We start from the raw sequence: 16,408 nt of genomic DNA on the forward strand, positions 1-16,408 counted from the left end.
CATGCCCTCAGACCGTCGGTATTCCGTTTTCACGGCAATTCTGCACGGTGACTTCCGCGTCTATCGTCTTCAGCCCGCGCGGTAGCGCCGCCGAGATCGTATAGATCGCATCCCCAGTCCAGCTTTTGCCGTTCTCATTCACATTGGTGCGCAGATGCCGGGCAAAACCATAGCCCCGGATCAGCGCATATTGCGCGGCCGCACATTCGCCATATGCCGCCACATCGTCATTGTTCCGCGCGCCCGTCATGGTCACGTGAAAGTTTACCAGATCGCCGTCCAAAAGGCGGGTTTCGACCCCCTGATAGACCGGCGTGAAAGGCTGGGCGGCGCGGTCCAATTGCGTCGCGGTCGAGGTACACGCGGCCAGCGCGCCAAGCGCAACCGCGCCCGACAGCCGGGCGGGGGAAACCCCGCCTTTTTGCGTGTTATGATCGACCTTCCGCATCACCGCGCCCGTTCCCCTTCTTATTCCGCCGCCAGTTTCGACCCGGCACGCGCGCGCGCCTGAGCCGACAGCTCGGCCATCACCTCGGACGCCCGTGCAATCGGGTTGGTCAGGTAGAAATCGCCAATCACATAGCGGAAGGAGGCATTGCCCATCTTCTCGACCGGCAGCGCCTGCCATTCGTTCTCGGCCACTTGGTCCACGCCGCCCAGAACCGGTGCGGCTTCGACCATCGCGCGGCGCAGAGCGGGTTGCGTGTCCCACGGCAGTGTCGCATCCAGTTCCGCCGACAGCGCCCGCAGGATGGCCCAGTTTTCCTTGGCTTCACCCGGCGCGAAATTGGCGCGCATCGCGACCTGCGGACGGCCTTCGGTGTTCACGAAAAGCCCGCTTTCTTCGGTATAGGCAGCACCCGGCAGGATCACATCGGCGCGCATGGCACCCCGGTCCCCGTGGCTGCCCTGATAGATCACGAAAGGCCCATCAGCGATCTCGATTTCATCAGCACCCATGTTGAAGATCACGTCGGCGCCTTGCGTCGCGGCCTCCATGCCACCTTCGGTCACGGCACCCAGATCCATCGCGCCGACGCGGCCAGCGGCAGTGTGCAGCACCAGCAGCTTCGACCCGGTGTCTTCGGCCAGTTTCATGGCGTTGGACAGAACGGCCAGACCATCGGCTTCGCGCAGAGCGCCCTGCCCCACGATCACCACGGAAGGTGCCTCTTTCACAGCGCCATAGTCTTTGCCGATCAGGCTTGCCAGCGCCGCGCGGTCATTGCCCACATGCGCATAATCATACGTCAGATCAACGGCTTCGCCGACCAGACCCACCTCGGCCCCTTTCAGCCACGCCTTGCGGATGCGGGCGTTCAGAACCGGCGCTTCAACCCGCGGGTTGGTGCCGATCAATTGGATGAACTTCGCGTTGTCGATGTCCTCGATCGAGGCCGTACCGACATAACCCGAGCGGTTGCCAATCGGCAGGCGGGCGTTGTCGGTGCGGCATTCAACGTTGCCACCCAGCCCTTCGATGAGGGTCTTGAGTGAGAACGCGGCTTCGGCAGATGCCAGATCGCCAATCAAACCGGCGACTTTGCTGGCACCCTTCATGGCCTCGGCGGCCTTGGCCAAGGCCTCGCCCCAGCTGGCTTTGCGCAGCTTGCCGCCTTCGCGGATGTAAGGCACGTCCAGACGCTGACGGCGCAGACCGTCCCAGATGAAACGGGTCTTGTCGGAAATCCATTCCTCGTTCACGCCATCATGGTTGCGCGGCAGAACCCGCATGACTTCGCGGCCCTTGGTGTCGACGCGAATGTTCGACCCAAGCGCGTCCATCACGTCGATGGTTTCGGTCTTGGTCAGCTCCCACGGGCGGGCCGTGAAGGCATATGGTTTCGAGGTCAGCGCGCCCACCGGGCACAGGTCAATGATGTTGCCCTGCAGGTTCGAGTCCAGCGTCTGGTTCAGATAGCTGGTGATCTCGGCATCTTCGCCGCGACCGGTCTGGCCCATCTGGCTGATGCCCGCGACCTCGGTCGTGAAACGCACGCAACGGGTGCAGGAAATACAGCGGGTCATTGCGGTCGAGACCAGCGGCCCCAGATCCAGATCATCCACCGCGCGCTTCATTTCGGTAAACCGCGTGCCGGACAGACCGTAAGCCACCGCCTGATCCTGCAGGTCGCATTCGCCGCCCTGATCGCAGATCGGGCAATCCAGCGGGTGGTTGATCAGCATGAACTCCATCACGCCTTCGCGGGCCTTCTTGACCATGGGCGAGTTGGTTTTCACGACCGGCGGCTGGCCTTCAGGACCGGGGCGCAGATCGCGCACCTGCATGGCGCAAGAGGCCGCCGGCTTGGGCGGTCCGCCCACAACCTCGACCAGACACATGCGGCAGTTGCCGGCAATCGACAGACGCTCGTGATAGCAGAAACGCGGCACTTCAATCCCGGCCACTTCACAGGCCTGGATCAGCGTCATTGCGCCATCAACTTCAACTTCCATGTCGTCAATGACGATCTTTTTCAGGTCGCTCATCACGGTCCCTTTTTCGTTTACGCGGCCCGGGTTTTCCCGATCCCGCACATGTCAGCCCCTCAGCGTTCGTAAAGTAACGAACCGGCAAAGGTGCCTTTTTCAATTTCTGCACGGCCCACCGTGCAATAAGTGTCTTCCTGCCCCTTCACCACGCCCTTGCCCGCCAAAAGAGGCTCTGCAATGGCACGGAACCGGTTCTGCTCAGAAGTGCTGTCCACATAGGCCATCACCTCTTTCGAGCTGAAGCCAAGCGACATGGCATGTTTGCGCAGCGAATAGGCCTTGTTCAGAAGGCGCAGCTTGCGCAGCCCCAGTTCGGAACAGTTCTCGTCGAGCAGATAGGCGACAGAGGCACCCAGCAGTTCGGCATGCATGCGCGCATCTTTGCGCAACACGTTGAAATCTGCGGCCGCGGCCACGCCTGTGCTGGCTGTGACAGCAAAACCGGTGGCCAAAAGAACAGTGCGAATACTCATCATGAGAGGTCTCCTTTGTATACAAAGGAGATGGGGATCAGACCCGTTGTCATGCAATAACAACGCGCTGAAACGGGCGCGAAACCGCCTGTTTTCAGTATGTTGCCTTGCTTGATCATCGCTTGGTTCCCTTTCGCACCCTGGCCCGCTTATTCCGCGGCCAGGCTGGCTTTGCCCTGCTTGTTCACACGGATGCGGTCTTCGATCTCGTCACGGAAATTGTTGATCAGACCTTGGATGGGCCAAGCGGCCGCGTCACCCAGCGCACAGATGGTGTGGCCTTCGACCTGTTTGGTCACATCCCACAGCATGTCGATCTCTTCCACATCCGCTTCGCCGCGCACCAGACGATCCATCACGCGCATCATCCAGCCGGTGCCTTCGCGGCACGGCGTACACTGGCCGCAGCTTTCGTGTTTATAAAATTTCGACAGGCGCCAGATCGCTTTCACGATGTCGGTGGACTGGTCCATGACGATCACAGCAGCCGTACCAAGGCCCGAGCCAAGTTCGCCGCGCAGATAGTCGAAATCCATGATCGCGTCGCGCATGTTCTCAGCGCGCACACAAGGCACGGAGGAGCCGCCCGGAATGACCGCTTTCAGGTTGTCCCAGCCGCCGCGAATGCCGCCGCAATGCTTTTCAATCAGCTCTTCAAAGCTGATCGACATGGCCTCTTCAACCACGCAGGGGTTGTTCACGTGACCCGAGATGCCAAAAAGCTTGGTGCCCGCGTTGTTGGGGCGGCCAAAGCCCGCGAACCACTCAGGGCCGCGACGCAGGATGGTCGGCACAACGGCGATGCTCTCCACGTTGTTCACAGTGGTCGGGCAGCCATACAGACCCGCGCCCGCCGGGAACGGCGGCTTCATGCGCGGCATGCCTTTCTTGCCCTCGAGGCTTTCGATCAGAGCGGTTTCTTCACCGCAGATATAGGCCCCTGCCCCGTGATGCAGGAACAGGTCGAAATCAAAGCCCGACTTGGCGGCGTTTTTGCCCAGAAGGCCCGCGTCATAGGCCTCGTCAATGGCGGCCTGTAGCGCTTCGCGTTCACGGATGAACTCGCCACGGATATAGATATAGGCGGTGTTGGCCCCCATCGCGAAAGAGGCGATCAGCGCGCCCTCGATCAGCGTGTGCGGGTCATGGCGCATGATCTCGCGGTCTTTACAGGTGCCGGGCTCAGACTCGTCTGCGTTGATCACCAGATAGGCCGGACGCCCGTCGCTTTCCTTCGGCATGAAGGACCATTTCAGACCGGTCGGGAAACCCGCCCCACCGCGACCACGCAGGCCCGAGGCTTTCATCTGCTCGACAATCCAGTCGCGCCCCTTCTTGATGATCCCGGCCGTGCCGTCCCAGTGGCCGCGCGCTTTCGCGCCCGCAAGGGTGCGGTCGTGCATGCCATAGAGGTTGGTAAAGATCCGGTCTTTATCCTGCAGCATTCGCTTTTATCCTTCATCCGCCTGGCGCTGACGCCAGATCCGATACGTTACGGCCAGTCCAAAGACGAACCCGGCCAGCGCCAGCAGATCCATCAGGGCCATGGTCCGGTTGGACCAGCCCAGCGAATTGCCGGCGAAAGTGGCCCCGACCCACAACACACCGGTCGCGGCGATGACAAGTGCTGCCATACGCCCCTGACGTCCGATGTTGTTTTGCGGGTCGGTTGCCATTTCCATTCCTTAATAGACCTTGCCCTTTTTGACCTTGGACGAGAACTCGGTCTCTCCGCCCTCAGCCAGGATCTTGGCCTGTTCTACCCAGCCGTCACGTTCGATCCGGCCTTTGAATTTCAGGTTGTCATCAACCCATGCGATTTCATCCGCACCCCATTTGGCGACCTGATCAAAATGCCAGAAACCAAGGCCGTTCAGGGTCTGCTCCAGCTTCGGACCAACGCCCTTGAGCTGTTTCAGATCGTCAGCACCCGCCTTACGCGGCGCTTTCATCGTGCGTGGTTTCTTGGATTTGCCAGTGGTTGCAGCTTTTGCCGCCTCCGAGGTCGCGGCCTTTTTGGCTGCAGGCTTTTTCGCTGCCGATGCTTTGGCAGACGCCTTGGCCGTGCTGGTCTTGGCCGCAGGCGCCTTTGCAGCAGAGGTTTTCGCCGCTGTTTTCTTCGCCGCAGGCTTCTTGGCAGCGGGTTTCTTCGCCGCAGCAGATTTACCTGTGGATTTGCCAGTGGTTTTACCTGTGGTTTTCGCGTCCGACGCCTTAGCAGGCGACTTCTTGGCGGCGGGTTTCTTGGCGGCGGGTTTCGCGGCCGAAGCGTCAGCAGCGTCTGCTGGTTTGGACGCTGATGCGGCTGATCCGGCATTCAGTGCCGAGGCAGGCGTTGCAGAGCCAGCGGCAGCTGATGCGGTACTGGCCGGGGCCGAGGCGCCGCCCGAGGTCGCCGCCGAAGCAGGCGCGCTGGCCGAAGCTGCAGCTGCCGCCGCTGCACCGGTTGCCGCAGCAGCGGTGCCACCAGCCGTTGATGTGGCCGCTTCAGCGCCACAGAAGATCTTTTGCAAAACAAAGGCCAGCGCCACCGCGGCAATCACGCCGATGATGAAGCCCACCACGCCGCTGATCATCAGGAAAAGCGCGAAACCGATCAGCGCGCCGATGATCCAGCAGGTGCGTTTGCAGGTGAAAAATCCGGTATTGTTACTCATTGTCCCTTATCCCTGTTGTTGGTGTTGGACACATTAAAAGAACGCACAGGTGCGGTGGCTTTTGGCTGCCTTTTCATGCACTTATGATCTGTTTCGTTCCTGAACATACCTGAGTTTCCCTTGCGCGGCGCTTAGTAGACCTTGCCCTTCTTGACCTTGGACGAGAACTCGGTCTCGCCACCTTCTGCCAGAACTTTGGCTTGCTCTACCCAACCGTCGCGCTCAATCCGACCCTTAAAGGACAGCTGATCGTCAACCCAGGCAATCTCGTCTGCGCCCCATTTGGCAACCTGGTCAAAATGCCAGAAGCCAAGACCGTTCAGAACGCCTTCCAGCTTGGGACCAACGCCCTTGAGCTGTTTCAGGTCGTCCGCACCCGCTTTGCGGGGGGCCTTCATGGTGCGCGGTTTCTTCGCCTTGCCAGTGGCTGCGGGGGCAGCGTCGGCTTTTGTCGCCTTAGCGGGCGCTTTTGCGGCGGTTTTCTTCTCGGCGGCTTTCTTCGGCGCAGCCTTCTTGGCGGCCGCTTTCTTGGCAGCCGGTTTGGCCTGCTGTGCCGCCGTTTTACCGGTGGCAGGGGCCTTCGGTGTGGGCGCTGCCGCCCCACGACCGGCAACTGTGCCATCTTTGCCAATCCACGGGGTCAGCAGCGGCACTTCGGTGCCGTCGATGCGTTTCACCGTGTCGCCAAGATCCGTCGCCAGCTGCACCGACGCGTTATACTGCGTCTTGCCGCTATCATGTTCCTTGAGCGAGGTCAGACCGGACAGAGGCTCTGCTGCATAGCGACCGTTTTGCGGGCCGGGCGTGGGCACATTGCCCGCACGCAGCTCGTCCACGATGCGACCGAAGCTCTCGGCCGTCAGGTCTTCGTAATAGTCCTTGCCGATCTGGGCCATGGGCGCGTTTGTGCAGGAGCCAAGGCATTCCACCTCTTCCCAGCTCAACTTGCCATCGTCCGACACAACATGCGGCTTGTCGGCGATCTTTTCACGGCACACCGCGATCAGATCTTCCGCGCCACAAATCATGCAGCCCGTGGTGCCGCAAATCTGGATATGGGCGACCGAGCCAACCGGCTGCAGCTGGAACATGAAATAGAACGAGGCCACTTCCAGCACGCGGATATAGGCCATGCCGAGCATATCAGCCACAGCTTCAATCGCAGGCTTCGTCAGCCAGCCTTCCTGTTCCTGTGCCCGCCACAAAAGCGGGATCACCGCCGAGGCCTGACGCCCCTCGGGGTATTTCGTAATCTGCCCTTCCGCCCATGCAAGGTTGGCTGGCGTGAAAGCAAAGCTTTCGGGCTGTTCATGATGCAAACGGCGAAGCATTAGCGGTCGATCTCCCCAAACACGACGTCCATGGTGCCGATGATGGCGGCGACGTCGGCCAGTTGGTGGCCTCCGGCCACGTGGTCCATGGCCTGAAGATGCAGATACCCGGGCGCGCGGATTTTCGAGCGGTAGGGTTTGTTCGTGCCATCCGAGACCAGGAAGACGCCAAATTCGCCTTTCGGAGCCTCGACAGCGGCATAAACTTCACCCTCGGGCAGTTTGAAGCCCTCGGTGTAAAGTTTGAAATGGTGGATCAGGCTTTCCATCGACTGCTTCATCTCGCCACGTTTGGGCGGGGACAGCTTGCCGCGGGCCATAACATCGCCCTGCCCTTCGGGGGCGCGCAGTTTTTCAACGGCCTGAAGGATGATCGACAGCGACTGGCGCATTTCTTCCATGCGCACAAGATAGCGGTCATAGCAGTCGCCGTTCTTGCCCACGGGGATCTGGAAGTCGAACTCGTCATAGCATTCGTAGGGCTGCGCACGGCGCAAATCCCAAGCCAGACCAGAGCCGCGCACCATCACACCCGAGAAACCCCAATCAAGGATCTCTTCTTCGGTGACCACGCCGATGTCGGCGTTGCGCTGCTTGAAGATACGGTTTTCGGTCAGAAGCCCGTCAATGTCGTCGATGCGCTTGGGGAATGCCTTCGCCCATGCCTCGATATCGTCGATCAGTTCGGGCGGCAGGTCCTGATGCACACCGCCGGGGCGGAAATAATTCGCGTGCAGACGGGCGCCACAGGCGCGTTCGTAAAAGCCCATCAGGGCTTCGCGTTCGACAAAACCCCAAAGCGGCGGGGTCAGCGCGCCCACGTCCATCGCCTGTGTGGTGATGTTCAGAAGGTGGTTCAGAATGCGACCGATTTCCGAATAGAGCACACGGATCAGCTGACCACGGCGCGGCACTTCAATGCCGGCCAGCTTTTCGATGGCCAGACACCAGGCATGTTCCTGGTTCATCGGCGCCACGTAATCCAGACGGTCGAAATAGGGCAGGTTCTGCAGGTAAGTGCGGCTTTCCATCAGCTTTTCGGTGCCACGGTGCAGAAGGCCGATATGCGGGTCAGCGCGTTCGACAATCTCGCCGTCCAGCTCCAGCACCATGCGCAGCACGCCGTGGGCTGCCGGGTGCTGAGGCCCGAAGTTGATGTTAAAATTGCGGATCTTCTGTTCGCCGGTCAGGGCGTCATCGAAGTTCTTGGATCCGTCCATCATGCTTTCACCCTCTTCTGGGTCCATTTGGTGGGCAGCGCGCCGGGCGCAGTGCTTGCAAGTCGTGTCGTTTGGGTCGCCGCGCGGGCGCGGTTCAGAGCGAACCAGCCCGAAAGGCCGGTCAGGGTTGCCCAGATCAGGAGTATGAAAACCTGCCCGCTCACGTCGTCTCTCAGCCCTTGGCCTCTTCGCCCTTCTCGTCTCCGGGCAGGATGTAGTTTGCACCCTCCCACGGCGACATGAAGTCAAACTGGCGATAGTCCTGTGTCAGCGTCACGGGTTCATAGACCACGCGTTTCTCGACCTCGTCATAGCGCAGCTCGGTATAGCCCGTGGTCGGGAAATCCTTGCGCAGCGGGTAACCCGAGAAACCGTAATCCGTCAGGATGCGGCGCAGATCCGGGTGGCCTGAAAACAGGATGCCGAACATGTCGAAGACTTCGCGTTCAAACCAGTTGGCCGATTTATGCACCTCGGTGATCGAGGGCACCATCTCGTCCTCGCGCACAGCCACTTTCACGCGGATGCGCTGGTTGGTGTACATCGACAGGAAGTGATAGACGACATCAAAGCGCTCTTCGCGCGCCGGGTAATCCACGGCCGTCACATCCACGAGGGTCGAGAAGCGGCACGCCTTGTCCGTCTTCAGAAACTCGATGAAGGCCGGAATGCCCGACAGCGGCACATTCACAGTCAGCTCATCGCGGGTCACATCCCAGCTCAGGACGCAATCGGGGCGCTTTGCCTCGATGGCGGCGCCAAGTTCGTTCAGGCTTTCGGTAATCGGGGCTTCACTCATCGTTTACCTCACGATCGTGCCGGTGCGGCGGATTTTGCGTTGCAGTTGCAGGATGCCGTAAAGCAGCGCCTCGGCGGTCGGGGGGCAGCCGGGCACATAGACGTCCACGGGCACGATACGGTCACAGCCGCGCACAACCGAATAGGAATAGTGGTAATACCCACCGCCATTCGCACAGGACCCCATCGAGATCACATAGCGCGGATCAGGCATCTGGTCGTAAACCTTGCGCAGCGCCGGTGCCATCTTGTTGGTCAGCGTGCCGGCCACGATCATCAGGTCCGACTGACGCGGAGAGGCGCGCGGCGCGGTGCCGAAACGCTCAAGGTCATAATGCGCCATGGCCGAATGCATCATCTCGACCGCGCAGCAGGCCAGACCGAAGGTCATCCAGTGCAGCGAACCGGTACGCGCCCAGTTGATGATGTCATCCGTTGAGGTCAGCAAAAAGCCCTTGTCGGCCAGCTGTTCGTTCAGAAGACGGGTCGCGTGTTCGCGGTCACCGCCAGCCGTATTGGCTCCGGTTTGGATTTTCTCTGGCATCACTCCCATTCCAGAGCCCCTTTCTTCCATTCATAGGCAAAGCCGATGGTCAGCACGCCCAGGAAAACCATCATCGACCAGAAACCGACAAGCCCCACATCCTTGAAGGCCACGGCCCAGGGGAACAGGAAAGCAATTTCCAGATCGAAAATGATGAACAGGATCGCAACCAGATAAAACCGGCTGTCAAACTTCATCCGTGCGTCATCGAAGGCATTGAAACCGCATTCGTAAGCACTAAGTTTTTCGGGGTCAGGATTGCGGACTGCCAGCACAACGGCGGCGAGGATCAGCACAAGGCCGATAACAATGGCTAGTCCGAGGAAAATGATGATGGGGAGGTATTCCCTGAGAAGGTCTTCCACGTGTGGCTCCTTTTAAAGCGGTTTTCCCGCCTTTCGCTAGCTATCTGCGGTTTACCGCCGCACCGTGTCAGGGTCAACCAAGAGGCCGTCGCATTCGTGAATTTGAATGAGAGCGCCAGCACCTGTCAGCACAGCGCCCGATGCCTTTGAAAGAAAGGGGTTTCGGTGACTTCCCCGGCGGTTTGCGCGCGCGAAGAGCATCACGTGTTAAACAAAAATCGCCCGTGCCGGATCAAAAAATTGAGCATGTGCAGCATCAGCGGCCTGCCGCGGCGTGAAGTGAGTCTCGCCAGAGCACCGCTCCAACCATCGGCCTCACCACCCGCCAGACTGCTTGCCTGAATAACCGATTGACCCGCTGACCTGCCTTAAAGCGTTTCGAGATTAACTCCAGACACAAGTTGATTTCGAAACGCCCAAAACGTGGGTAGGTCCCGCGCGTTTCGTCTCATTGTTGTGCCTCAACAATAAGTCGAAACGCTTTAGAAGCGCGCCATGCGAAAGGCAGGGCGCGGTCTTTGCGACCACACCCCACCCCGAGCGCATAAACCGCCTTGGAGCCCGTCAGCCCAGCCAGCTGGGTTTTCGTTTCTCAAAGAAGGCGGCGATGCCTTCCTGCGCCTCAGCGCTTTCCCAGCGCGCGACCAGCCCCGCGATGGTTTCGTCGATGATCTCTTCGGTGATCGGCGGGCCTAGACGACGCGCCAGCGCTTTGGCTTCGGCCACCGCGCCGGGGGCGACGGACAGGTAAGGTTTCACCTCGGCCTCGATCGCCGCATCCAGATCCTCGGGTGCCACAGCTTTGGCCAAGAGCCCCAGCGTCACGGCCTCCTCCGCGTCAAAAATCCGTGCAGACATGAAGACGCGCCGCGCCATTGCTTCGCCCAGACGGGCCAGCACGTAGGGGCCGATGGTCGCCGGGATCAGGCCCAGCCGGGTCTCGGTCAGACCAAATTTCGACCCCATGACCCCGATGGACACATCCGACACCGAGGCCATGCCGACCCCACCGCCAAACGCCTGCCCCTGCACCCGCGCGATCAGCGGTTTGGGCATTTCATTCAGCGCATTCAGCATCATGGCAAGCTTCTTGGCCTCGACCCCACGGGTCACCGGGTCTGCCGCCATCTGGTCCTGCATCCAGCGCAGATCGCCGCCTGCACAGAAGCTTTTGCCGTCGCCGGTCAGGATCACAACGCGCACCGCGTCATCCGCGCCCAGCGCATGGGCCGCGTCGGTCAGTTCCTCGATCATCTTGGCTGACATGGCGTTGTGCTTGTCCGCCCGGTCCAGAAGCAACGTGGCCACGCCACGCGCGTCGGTGGTGATTGAAATCGTCTCGTAACCCATGGTCACTCCCCTGCCCGCATCTGCCGCGCCATCTGGGCAGCTTGTTCCAGAATGTCCCGGTCCAGCCCGGTCGTGTAACCAAGAGCGGTCACCCGGTCGTGCACCGCCTCAGTGGCCACATTGCCCTGTGCGCCCGGCGCGTAGGGGCAACCGCCCAAACCGCCTACGGCGGCATCAAAAACGCGCAGACCCTTCTCAAGCGAAACCTCGACATTGTCACAAGCTCGCCCGCCCGTGTCATGATAGTGACCGGCAAAGCGATCCGCGTCCGCCTCGCCCAGCACGGCGTCCAGCATCGGCGCGATACTCTCGGGCGTGGCTTTGCCAATCGTGTCCCCCAGCGAGATTTCATAGCAGCCCATGGCGAGCAGCTCCTTGGCGACCCAAGCGACCTGTGCGGGCGGTGTGGCGCCATCAAAGGGGCAATCGGTCACGCAGGAAATATAGCCGCGCATCGGGATGCCAGCGGCGCGCGCCGCATCGGCGACCGGCTGGAAGCGCTCAAGGCTTTCGGCGATGGTGCAGTTGATATTGGCCTTGGAGAACCCCTCAGAGGCCGATCCGAAAATGGCGATCTCGTCGGCATTGGCTGCCACCGCGCCTTCGAACCCGCGCAGGTTCGGGGTCAGCGCCGCATAGGAGATGCCATCTGCACGGGTGATCCCCGCCAGCACATCGGCGCTATCCGCCATTTGCGGCACCCATTTGGGGCTGACGAAACTGGCCACTTCAATGCGGCGAAAGCCTGCGCCGGACAACAGATCCACCAGCGCAATTTTCTCTGCCGTGGGGATTTGGCGCTTTTCGTTCTGAAGACCGTCACGCGGGCCGACTTCGAAAATTTCCACGTAGTCCATGGGGTTATCCTGCTTTCATCATTCTGTGGGCACAGGATAGAAATCCTGCGCGTAAAACCTCTGTTCCCCTTCGCGGGCGATTACGCGCTGATAGGACGGCATCGCTTCGATACGCGCCTTATAGGCAGAGAGGTTCGGGAAATCGTCGAGCTTCACATAGTAGGGTGCTGCGAAGATGTTAAAGCCCATCATGATATCCGCCGCTGAAAAGCCGCTGTCCAAAAGCCACGCGCGCCCTTCAAGCCGTGCCTCCAGCCCTGCCATCACGTGTCTCAGCCGCGCCACGTTCAGCTTCAGCACAACAGGGCTGGCTTTTGCGGGCGGGCGCAGGAACACCATTTGCAGGTTCAGCTGCTCGATCAGGCTGGCCATGGTTTCGGCATAGTGAATCCACTGCAGATATTCCACACGACCCAGCTGCCCCGCCGCAACGCCCAGCGCGGGCGCATAGGTCTCGGTCAGATATTCGACGATCGCGCCGCTTTCCGACATGGAGATATCACCGATTTCCAGCGCCGGGATGCGGGTGGCGGGCGAGACGTTGCGCAGGTTGCTTTCATACATCTCGCGCGAGCCGATCTGGTATTCGACCACGTCAAGCGGTTCGCCCAGAATATCCTCCAGCCCGATCTCTTCGATGAGCCACAGAACCCGGACAGAGCGTCCATATTGTACATGGTGCAGACGGAAGGTCATGCGTCCTCCTCTTCATCTTCCAGACGAATGAGCGGCGCGCCCGCTTCAACCTGATCGCCATCAGCGCAGAGCACTTCGGCCACAACGCCGTCACGCGCAGCTTCCAGCGAATGCTCCATCTTCATCGCCTCAAGGATCGCAAGGCGGTCGCCTTCTTTCACTTCTTGGCCCGCTTTCGCAAAGACGGCCTTCACAAGGCCCGGCATGGGCGCTTCGATCACGCCCGCACCCGCACCAGCGCCCACATCCTGATCCAGCGGATCGGCCACGTGGAACTCCAGCCCGGATTGCGCAAAGACAGTCACGACATTGCCCGCCTTGGCCACGCGCGGACCACGGTCTTCGCCCATCTTCCACTGGCCGTTCAGGCAGGTGGCCTCGATGCTGTCCTCGCCAACGGTGATCACATGGCGATCCGCCCCGTGCGAGGTGACGACGACCTCATAAGTGTCCTCGGCATGGGTCAGGGTCACGAAATGATTGAGCCCGCCCCACAGCGTGAAGCCCGTGCCCTTGCGTTTGAGCAGGTCCAGCGCACAAAGCGCAGCCGCGCCAATATCGGCAAGGGTTGGCCCCGGCTCGTGGATCAGTGCCTCCAGATCGCGGTCAATCAAGCCTGTGTCGACATCGCCGCTCGCAAACCCTTCGTGACGGGTCAGCGCGCCAAGAAAGGCCAGGTTGGTGACCGATCCGGCCACTTCGGTCTTGGACAGGGCTGATGACAACATGCGCAGCGCGGCCGCGCGTGATCCTGCATGCACCGTCAGCTTGGCAATCATCGGGTCATAGAAGGGGCTGATCGTGTCGCCTGCCCTGACGCCCGTATCCGCGCGCGCACCTTCGGGAAACTTCAGGTGGCTCAATGTGCCGGTGGCAGGCAGGAAGCCCTTGGGCACGTCCTCGGCATAAAGGCGCGCTTCAAACGAATGGCCGGTGATGGTCAGCTCGTCCTGCCTTTTGGGCAGACCTTCGCCCGAGGCCACGCGCAGCTGCCATTCCACCAGATCGACGCCGGTGATTTCTTCCGTGACCGGGTGTTCCACCTGCAGGCGCGTGTTCATTTCCATGAACCAGAACCCATCGGTGCGCAGACCATTCGCGCCGTCCACGATGAATTCAACCGTACCCGCGCCCTTATAACCGATGGCCTCGGCGGCGCGCACGCCTGCCATGCCCATGGCTTCGCGGACCTCGGGCGTCATACCCGGCGCGGGGGCTTCTTCAATCACCTTCTGGTGGCGACGTTGCAGCGAACAGTCACGCTCAAACAGGTGCACCGCATGGGTGCCGTCCCCAAAGACCTGCACCTCGATATGGCGCGGGGACAGGATGTATTTTTCGACCAGCACATCGGCATTGCCGAAGGCGGTTTGTGCCTCGCCCTGTGCGGAGGCCAGCGCATCGGCGAAATCGGCGGGATCGTCCACGCGGCGCATGCCCTTGCCACCGCCGCCCGCCACAGCTTTGATCAGCACCGGGTAACCCATCTTGTCGGCCTCGGCGGCCAGCAGCGCGGGGTCCTGATCCTCGCCGTGATAGCCGGGCACGACGGGCACGCCTGCCTCGACCATCAGCTTCTTGGCGGCGTCTTTCAGACCCATTTTGCGGATTGCGTCTGCCGAGGGACCGATGAAGGTCAGACCGGCTTTTTCAATCGCTTCCACGAAGTCGGGGTTTTCCGACAGAAAGCCATAGCCCGGGTGAATGCCCTGCGCACCGGTGTCCAGCGCCACCTGAATGATGCGGTCGCCCAAAAGGTAGGACTGCGCGGGCTGCGGCGGGCCGATATGCACAGCCTCGTCGGCCATTTTCACATGGCGCGCATCTGCGTCAGCGTCCGAGTAGACGGCCACGGTGGCCACGCCCAGTTTGCGGGCGGTGTCAATCACGCGGCAGGCAATCTCGCCTCGGTTGGCAATCAGGATTTTCGTGAACATATTTCTGTTCCTTTTGTCGGGCGGAGGCGTTGGGCACTGTCGGCCCCCGAAGGTATTTGAGCCAAGAAGAAAGGCAGCAGCGTTACATGCGGAAGACGCCAAACTTGGTTTCTTCGATGGGCGCGTTCAAAGCGGCCAAAAGCGACAGGTAGAGCACTTCGCGCGATTTGCGCGGGTCGATCACCCCGTCATCCCACAGGCGTGCCGAGGCGTAGAGCGGGTGGCTTTGTTCCTCGAACATATCAATGGTGGGTTGCTTGAAACTGGCTTCTTCCTCGGCCGACCAGGTGCCGCCCTGACGTTCGATGGCATCCCGTTTCACGGTGGCCAACACGCCTGCCGCCTGTTCGCCGCCCATCACCGAGATGCGCGAATTTGGCCATGTCCACATGAAGCGCGGCTGATAGGCGCGACCGGCCATGCCGTAGTTGCCCGCGCCATAAGAGCCGCCCACAACCATGGTCACTTTGGGAACGTTCGTGGTGGCCACAGCGGTCACCATTTTGGCGCCGTGACGGGCAATGCCTTCGTTTTCGTATTTGCGGCCCACCATGAAGCCCGTGATATTTTGCAAGAAGACCAGCGGGATATTGCGCTGACTGCACAGCTCCACGAAATGCGCGCCTTTCTGCGCGGCCTCCGAGAAGATCACACCGTTATTGGCGATGATCCCGATGGGGCAGCCTTTCAGATGGGCAAAGCCGGTGACGAGGGTCTCGCCAAAGCGCGGCTTGAACTCGTCAAAGCGCGAACCGTCCACGATGCGCGCGATCACTTCGCGGATGTCATAGGGTGTTTTCAGGTCGGCAGGCACAACGCCCAGAAGCTCTTCGGCGTCATAAAGCGGCTCTTCCGGTTCCTGCCACTTAACGGTCGCAGGTTTCTCGCGGTTCAGGCTTTCCACGGCCCGACGGGCCAGCGCCAACGCATGGGCGTCATCCTCGGCCAGATAATCTGCCACGCCCGACAGACGCGTGTGCACGTCGCCGCCGCCAAGGTCTTCGGCGGAGACAACCTCGCCCGTTGCGGCCTTCACCAGTGGGGGACCCGCAAGGAAAATCGTGCCCTGCTCTTTCACGATGATGGTCACATCCGACATGGCGGGCACATAGGCGCCACCCGCCGTACAGGACCCCATCACCACCGCGATCTGCGGGATGCCTTTGGCGGACATGCGGGCCTGATTGTAGAAAATCCGGCCAAAGTGGTCGCGATCCGGGAAGACCTCGTCCTGTTGCGGCAGGTTCGCGCCGCCGCTGTCGACCAGATAGATGCAGGGAAGGTTGCACTCTTCCGCGATCTCTTGCGCGCGCAGGTGCTTTTTCACCGTCATCGGGAAATAGGTGCCACCCTTTACGGTCGCATCGTTACACACGATCATGCATTCCTGACCATGCACCTGACCGATGCCGGCCACCACACCCGCACAAGGGGCTGCATTGTCATACATGCCGTGGGCCGCCGTTGCGCCGACCTCAAGGAAGGGAGACCCGGGGTCCAAAAGGTTCGACACGCGATCACGCGGCAGCATCTTGCCGCGGCTCAGGTGGCGATCACGGGATTTCTGCCCGCCGCCGCCAACAGCGGCCTCGGCAGCATCGGCCACCACTTTCAAGGCTTCAAGATGGCCCTCGCGATTGGCTTTATACGCCTCGGATCCGGGGGTTGCTTGGGATTGTAGTTTCAT

At 60.9% G+C, this 16,408-nt stretch carries 16 protein-coding genes; all 16 read right to left on the reverse strand.

Going from position 1 to position 16,408, the window contains the following annotated elements; translation table 11 throughout:
• Positions 1-7: 7 nt before the first annotated feature.
• The 16 genes from ACRY08_RS00645 to ACRY08_RS00720 all read right to left on the reverse strand — a co-directional run bounded on the left by ACRY08_RS00645 (position 8) and on the right by ACRY08_RS00720 (position 16,408).
• Positions 8-448, reverse strand: coding sequence for a hypothetical protein (locus ACRY08_RS00645; RefSeq protein ID WP_432447877.1), 441 nt, complete (start codon positions 446-448; stop codon positions 8-10).
• A gap of 20 nt (positions 449-468) precedes the next feature.
• Positions 469-2,490: an NADH-quinone oxidoreductase subunit NuoG gene (gene nuoG, locus ACRY08_RS00650; protein ID WP_432447878.1), complete on the reverse strand. Its 2,022-nt coding sequence runs from the start codon at positions 2,488-2,490 to the stop codon at positions 469-471.
• Positions 2,491-2,549: 59 nt separating this feature from the next.
• The gene (locus tag ACRY08_RS00655) at positions 2,550-2,969 is read right to left on the reverse strand and encodes a DUF5333 domain-containing protein (RefSeq protein WP_432447879.1); all 420 of its coding nucleotides are present in this window, start codon (positions 2,967-2,969) and stop codon (positions 2,550-2,552) included.
• Positions 2,970-3,115: 146 nt separating this feature from the next.
• Positions 3,116-4,411 carry an NADH-quinone oxidoreductase subunit NuoF gene (gene nuoF, locus ACRY08_RS00660; RefSeq protein WP_432447880.1) on the reverse strand — a complete coding sequence of 432 codons (1,296 nt, stop codon included), beginning with the start codon at positions 4,409-4,411 and terminating at the stop codon, positions 3,116-3,118.
• A gap of 6 nt (positions 4,412-4,417) precedes the next feature.
• On the reverse strand, positions 4,418-4,642 hold the full coding sequence (locus ACRY08_RS00665) for a DUF5337 domain-containing protein (RefSeq protein ID WP_432447881.1): 225 nt from the start codon (positions 4,640-4,642) through the stop codon (positions 4,418-4,420).
• Between the two features lie 9 nt (positions 4,643-4,651).
• Entirely contained in the window at positions 4,652-5,623 is a 972-nt protein-coding gene (locus ACRY08_RS00670; protein ID WP_432447882.1) for an endonuclease, read from the reverse strand.
• 131 nt (positions 5,624-5,754) lie between these two features.
• The gene (locus ACRY08_RS00675) at positions 5,755-6,954 is read right to left on the reverse strand and encodes an NADH-quinone oxidoreductase subunit E (RefSeq protein WP_432447883.1); all 1,200 of its coding nucleotides are present in this window, start codon (positions 6,952-6,954) and stop codon (positions 5,755-5,757) included.
• Positions 6,954-8,174, reverse strand: a complete 1,221-nt coding sequence (locus tag ACRY08_RS00680) for an NADH-quinone oxidoreductase subunit D (protein WP_432448826.1) — start codon at positions 8,172-8,174, stop codon at positions 6,954-6,956. The genes ACRY08_RS00675 and ACRY08_RS00680 overlap by 1 nt, the downstream gene beginning before the upstream one ends.
• Positions 8,175-8,346: 172 nt before the next feature.
• The gene (locus ACRY08_RS00685) at positions 8,347-8,973 is read right to left on the reverse strand and encodes an NADH-quinone oxidoreductase subunit C (protein ID WP_432447884.1); all 627 of its coding nucleotides are present in this window, start codon (positions 8,971-8,973) and stop codon (positions 8,347-8,349) included.
• 3 nt (positions 8,974-8,976) lie between these two features.
• On the reverse strand, positions 8,977-9,525 hold the full coding sequence (locus ACRY08_RS00690) for a NuoB/complex I 20 kDa subunit family protein (RefSeq protein WP_432447885.1): 549 nt from the start codon (positions 9,523-9,525) through the stop codon (positions 8,977-8,979).
• Positions 9,516-9,881: an NADH-quinone oxidoreductase subunit A gene (locus tag ACRY08_RS00695; RefSeq protein ID WP_432447886.1), complete on the reverse strand. Its 366-nt coding sequence runs from the start codon at positions 9,879-9,881 to the stop codon at positions 9,516-9,518. Before ACRY08_RS00695 ends, ACRY08_RS00690 begins: the two co-directional genes overlap by 10 nt.
• Before the next feature lie 564 nt (positions 9,882-10,445).
• Complete coding sequence (locus tag ACRY08_RS00700) at positions 10,446-11,231, reverse strand: crotonase/enoyl-CoA hydratase family protein (protein WP_432447887.1); 786 nt, start codon at positions 11,229-11,231, stop codon at positions 10,446-10,448.
• 2 nt (positions 11,232-11,233) lie between these two features.
• Positions 11,234-12,088 carry a hydroxymethylglutaryl-CoA lyase gene (locus ACRY08_RS00705; RefSeq protein ID WP_432447888.1) on the reverse strand — a complete coding sequence of 285 codons (855 nt, stop codon included), beginning with the start codon at positions 12,086-12,088 and terminating at the stop codon, positions 11,234-11,236.
• An 18-nt stretch (positions 12,089-12,106) separates the two neighbouring features.
• Complete coding sequence (locus tag ACRY08_RS00710) at positions 12,107-12,784, reverse strand: glutathione S-transferase family protein (protein WP_432447889.1); 678 nt, start codon at positions 12,782-12,784, stop codon at positions 12,107-12,109.
• Positions 12,781-14,721 carry a biotin carboxylase N-terminal domain-containing protein gene (locus ACRY08_RS00715; RefSeq protein WP_432447890.1) on the reverse strand — a complete coding sequence of 647 codons (1,941 nt, stop codon included), beginning with the start codon at positions 14,719-14,721 and terminating at the stop codon, positions 12,781-12,783. Before ACRY08_RS00715 ends, ACRY08_RS00710 begins: the two co-directional genes overlap by 4 nt.
• 82 nt (positions 14,722-14,803) lie before the next feature.
• The gene (locus tag ACRY08_RS00720) at positions 14,804-16,408 is read right to left on the reverse strand and encodes a carboxyl transferase domain-containing protein (RefSeq protein WP_432447891.1); all 1,605 of its coding nucleotides are present in this window, start codon (positions 16,406-16,408) and stop codon (positions 14,804-14,806) included.

The sequence above is a fragment of the Aliiroseovarius marinus genome (assembly GCF_050881025.1).
Classification (GTDB): Bacteria; Pseudomonadota; Alphaproteobacteria; order Rhodobacterales; family Rhodobacteraceae; genus Aliiroseovarius; species Aliiroseovarius marinus_A.

Bases quoted from the DNA above. Each gene is read 5' to 3' on its own strand.
- ACRY08_RS00645 (WP_432447877.1), bottom strand. From the start codon at position 448: ATGCGGAAGGTCGATCATAACACGCAAAAAGGCGGGGTTTCCCCCGCC.
- nuoG (WP_432447878.1), bottom strand. From the start codon at position 2,490: ATGAGCGACCTGAAAAAGATCGTCATTGACGACATGGAAGTTGAAGTT.
- ACRY08_RS00655 (WP_432447879.1), bottom strand. From the start codon at position 2,969: ATGATGAGTATTCGCACTGTTCTTTTGGCCACCGGTTTTGCTGTCACA.
- nuoF (WP_432447880.1), bottom strand. From the start codon at position 4,411: ATGCTGCAGGATAAAGACCGGATCTTTACCAACCTCTATGGCATGCAC.
- ACRY08_RS00665 (WP_432447881.1), bottom strand. From the start codon at position 4,642: ATGGCAACCGACCCGCAAAACAACATCGGACGTCAGGGGCGTATGGCA.
- ACRY08_RS00670 (WP_432447882.1), bottom strand. From the start codon at position 5,623: ATGAGTAACAATACCGGATTTTTCACCTGCAAACGCACCTGCTGGATC.
- ACRY08_RS00675 (WP_432447883.1), bottom strand. From the start codon at position 6,954: ATGCTTCGCCGTTTGCATCATGAACAGCCCGAAAGCTTTGCTTTCACG.
- ACRY08_RS00680 (WP_432448826.1), bottom strand. From the start codon at position 8,174: ATGGACGGATCCAAGAACTTCGATGACGCCCTGACCGGCGAACAGAAG.
- ACRY08_RS00685 (WP_432447884.1), bottom strand. From the start codon at position 8,973: ATGAGTGAAGCCCCGATTACCGAAAGCCTGAACGAACTTGGCGCCGCC.
- ACRY08_RS00690 (WP_432447885.1), bottom strand. From the start codon at position 9,525: ATGGGAGTGATGCCAGAGAAAATCCAAACCGGAGCCAATACGGCTGGC.
- ACRY08_RS00700 (WP_432447887.1), bottom strand. From the start codon at position 11,231: ATGGGTTACGAGACGATTTCAATCACCACCGACGCGCGTGGCGTGGCC.
- ACRY08_RS00705 (WP_432447888.1), bottom strand. From the start codon at position 12,088: ATGGACTACGTGGAAATTTTCGAAGTCGGCCCGCGTGACGGTCTTCAG.
- ACRY08_RS00710 (WP_432447889.1), bottom strand. From the start codon at position 12,784: ATGACCTTCCGTCTGCACCATGTACAATATGGACGCTCTGTCCGGGTT.
- ACRY08_RS00715 (WP_432447890.1), bottom strand. From the start codon at position 14,721: ATGTTCACGAAAATCCTGATTGCCAACCGAGGCGAGATTGCCTGCCGC.
- ACRY08_RS00720 (WP_432447891.1), bottom strand. From the start codon at position 16,408: ATGAAACTACAATCCCAAGCAACCCCCGGATCCGAGGCGTATAAAGCC.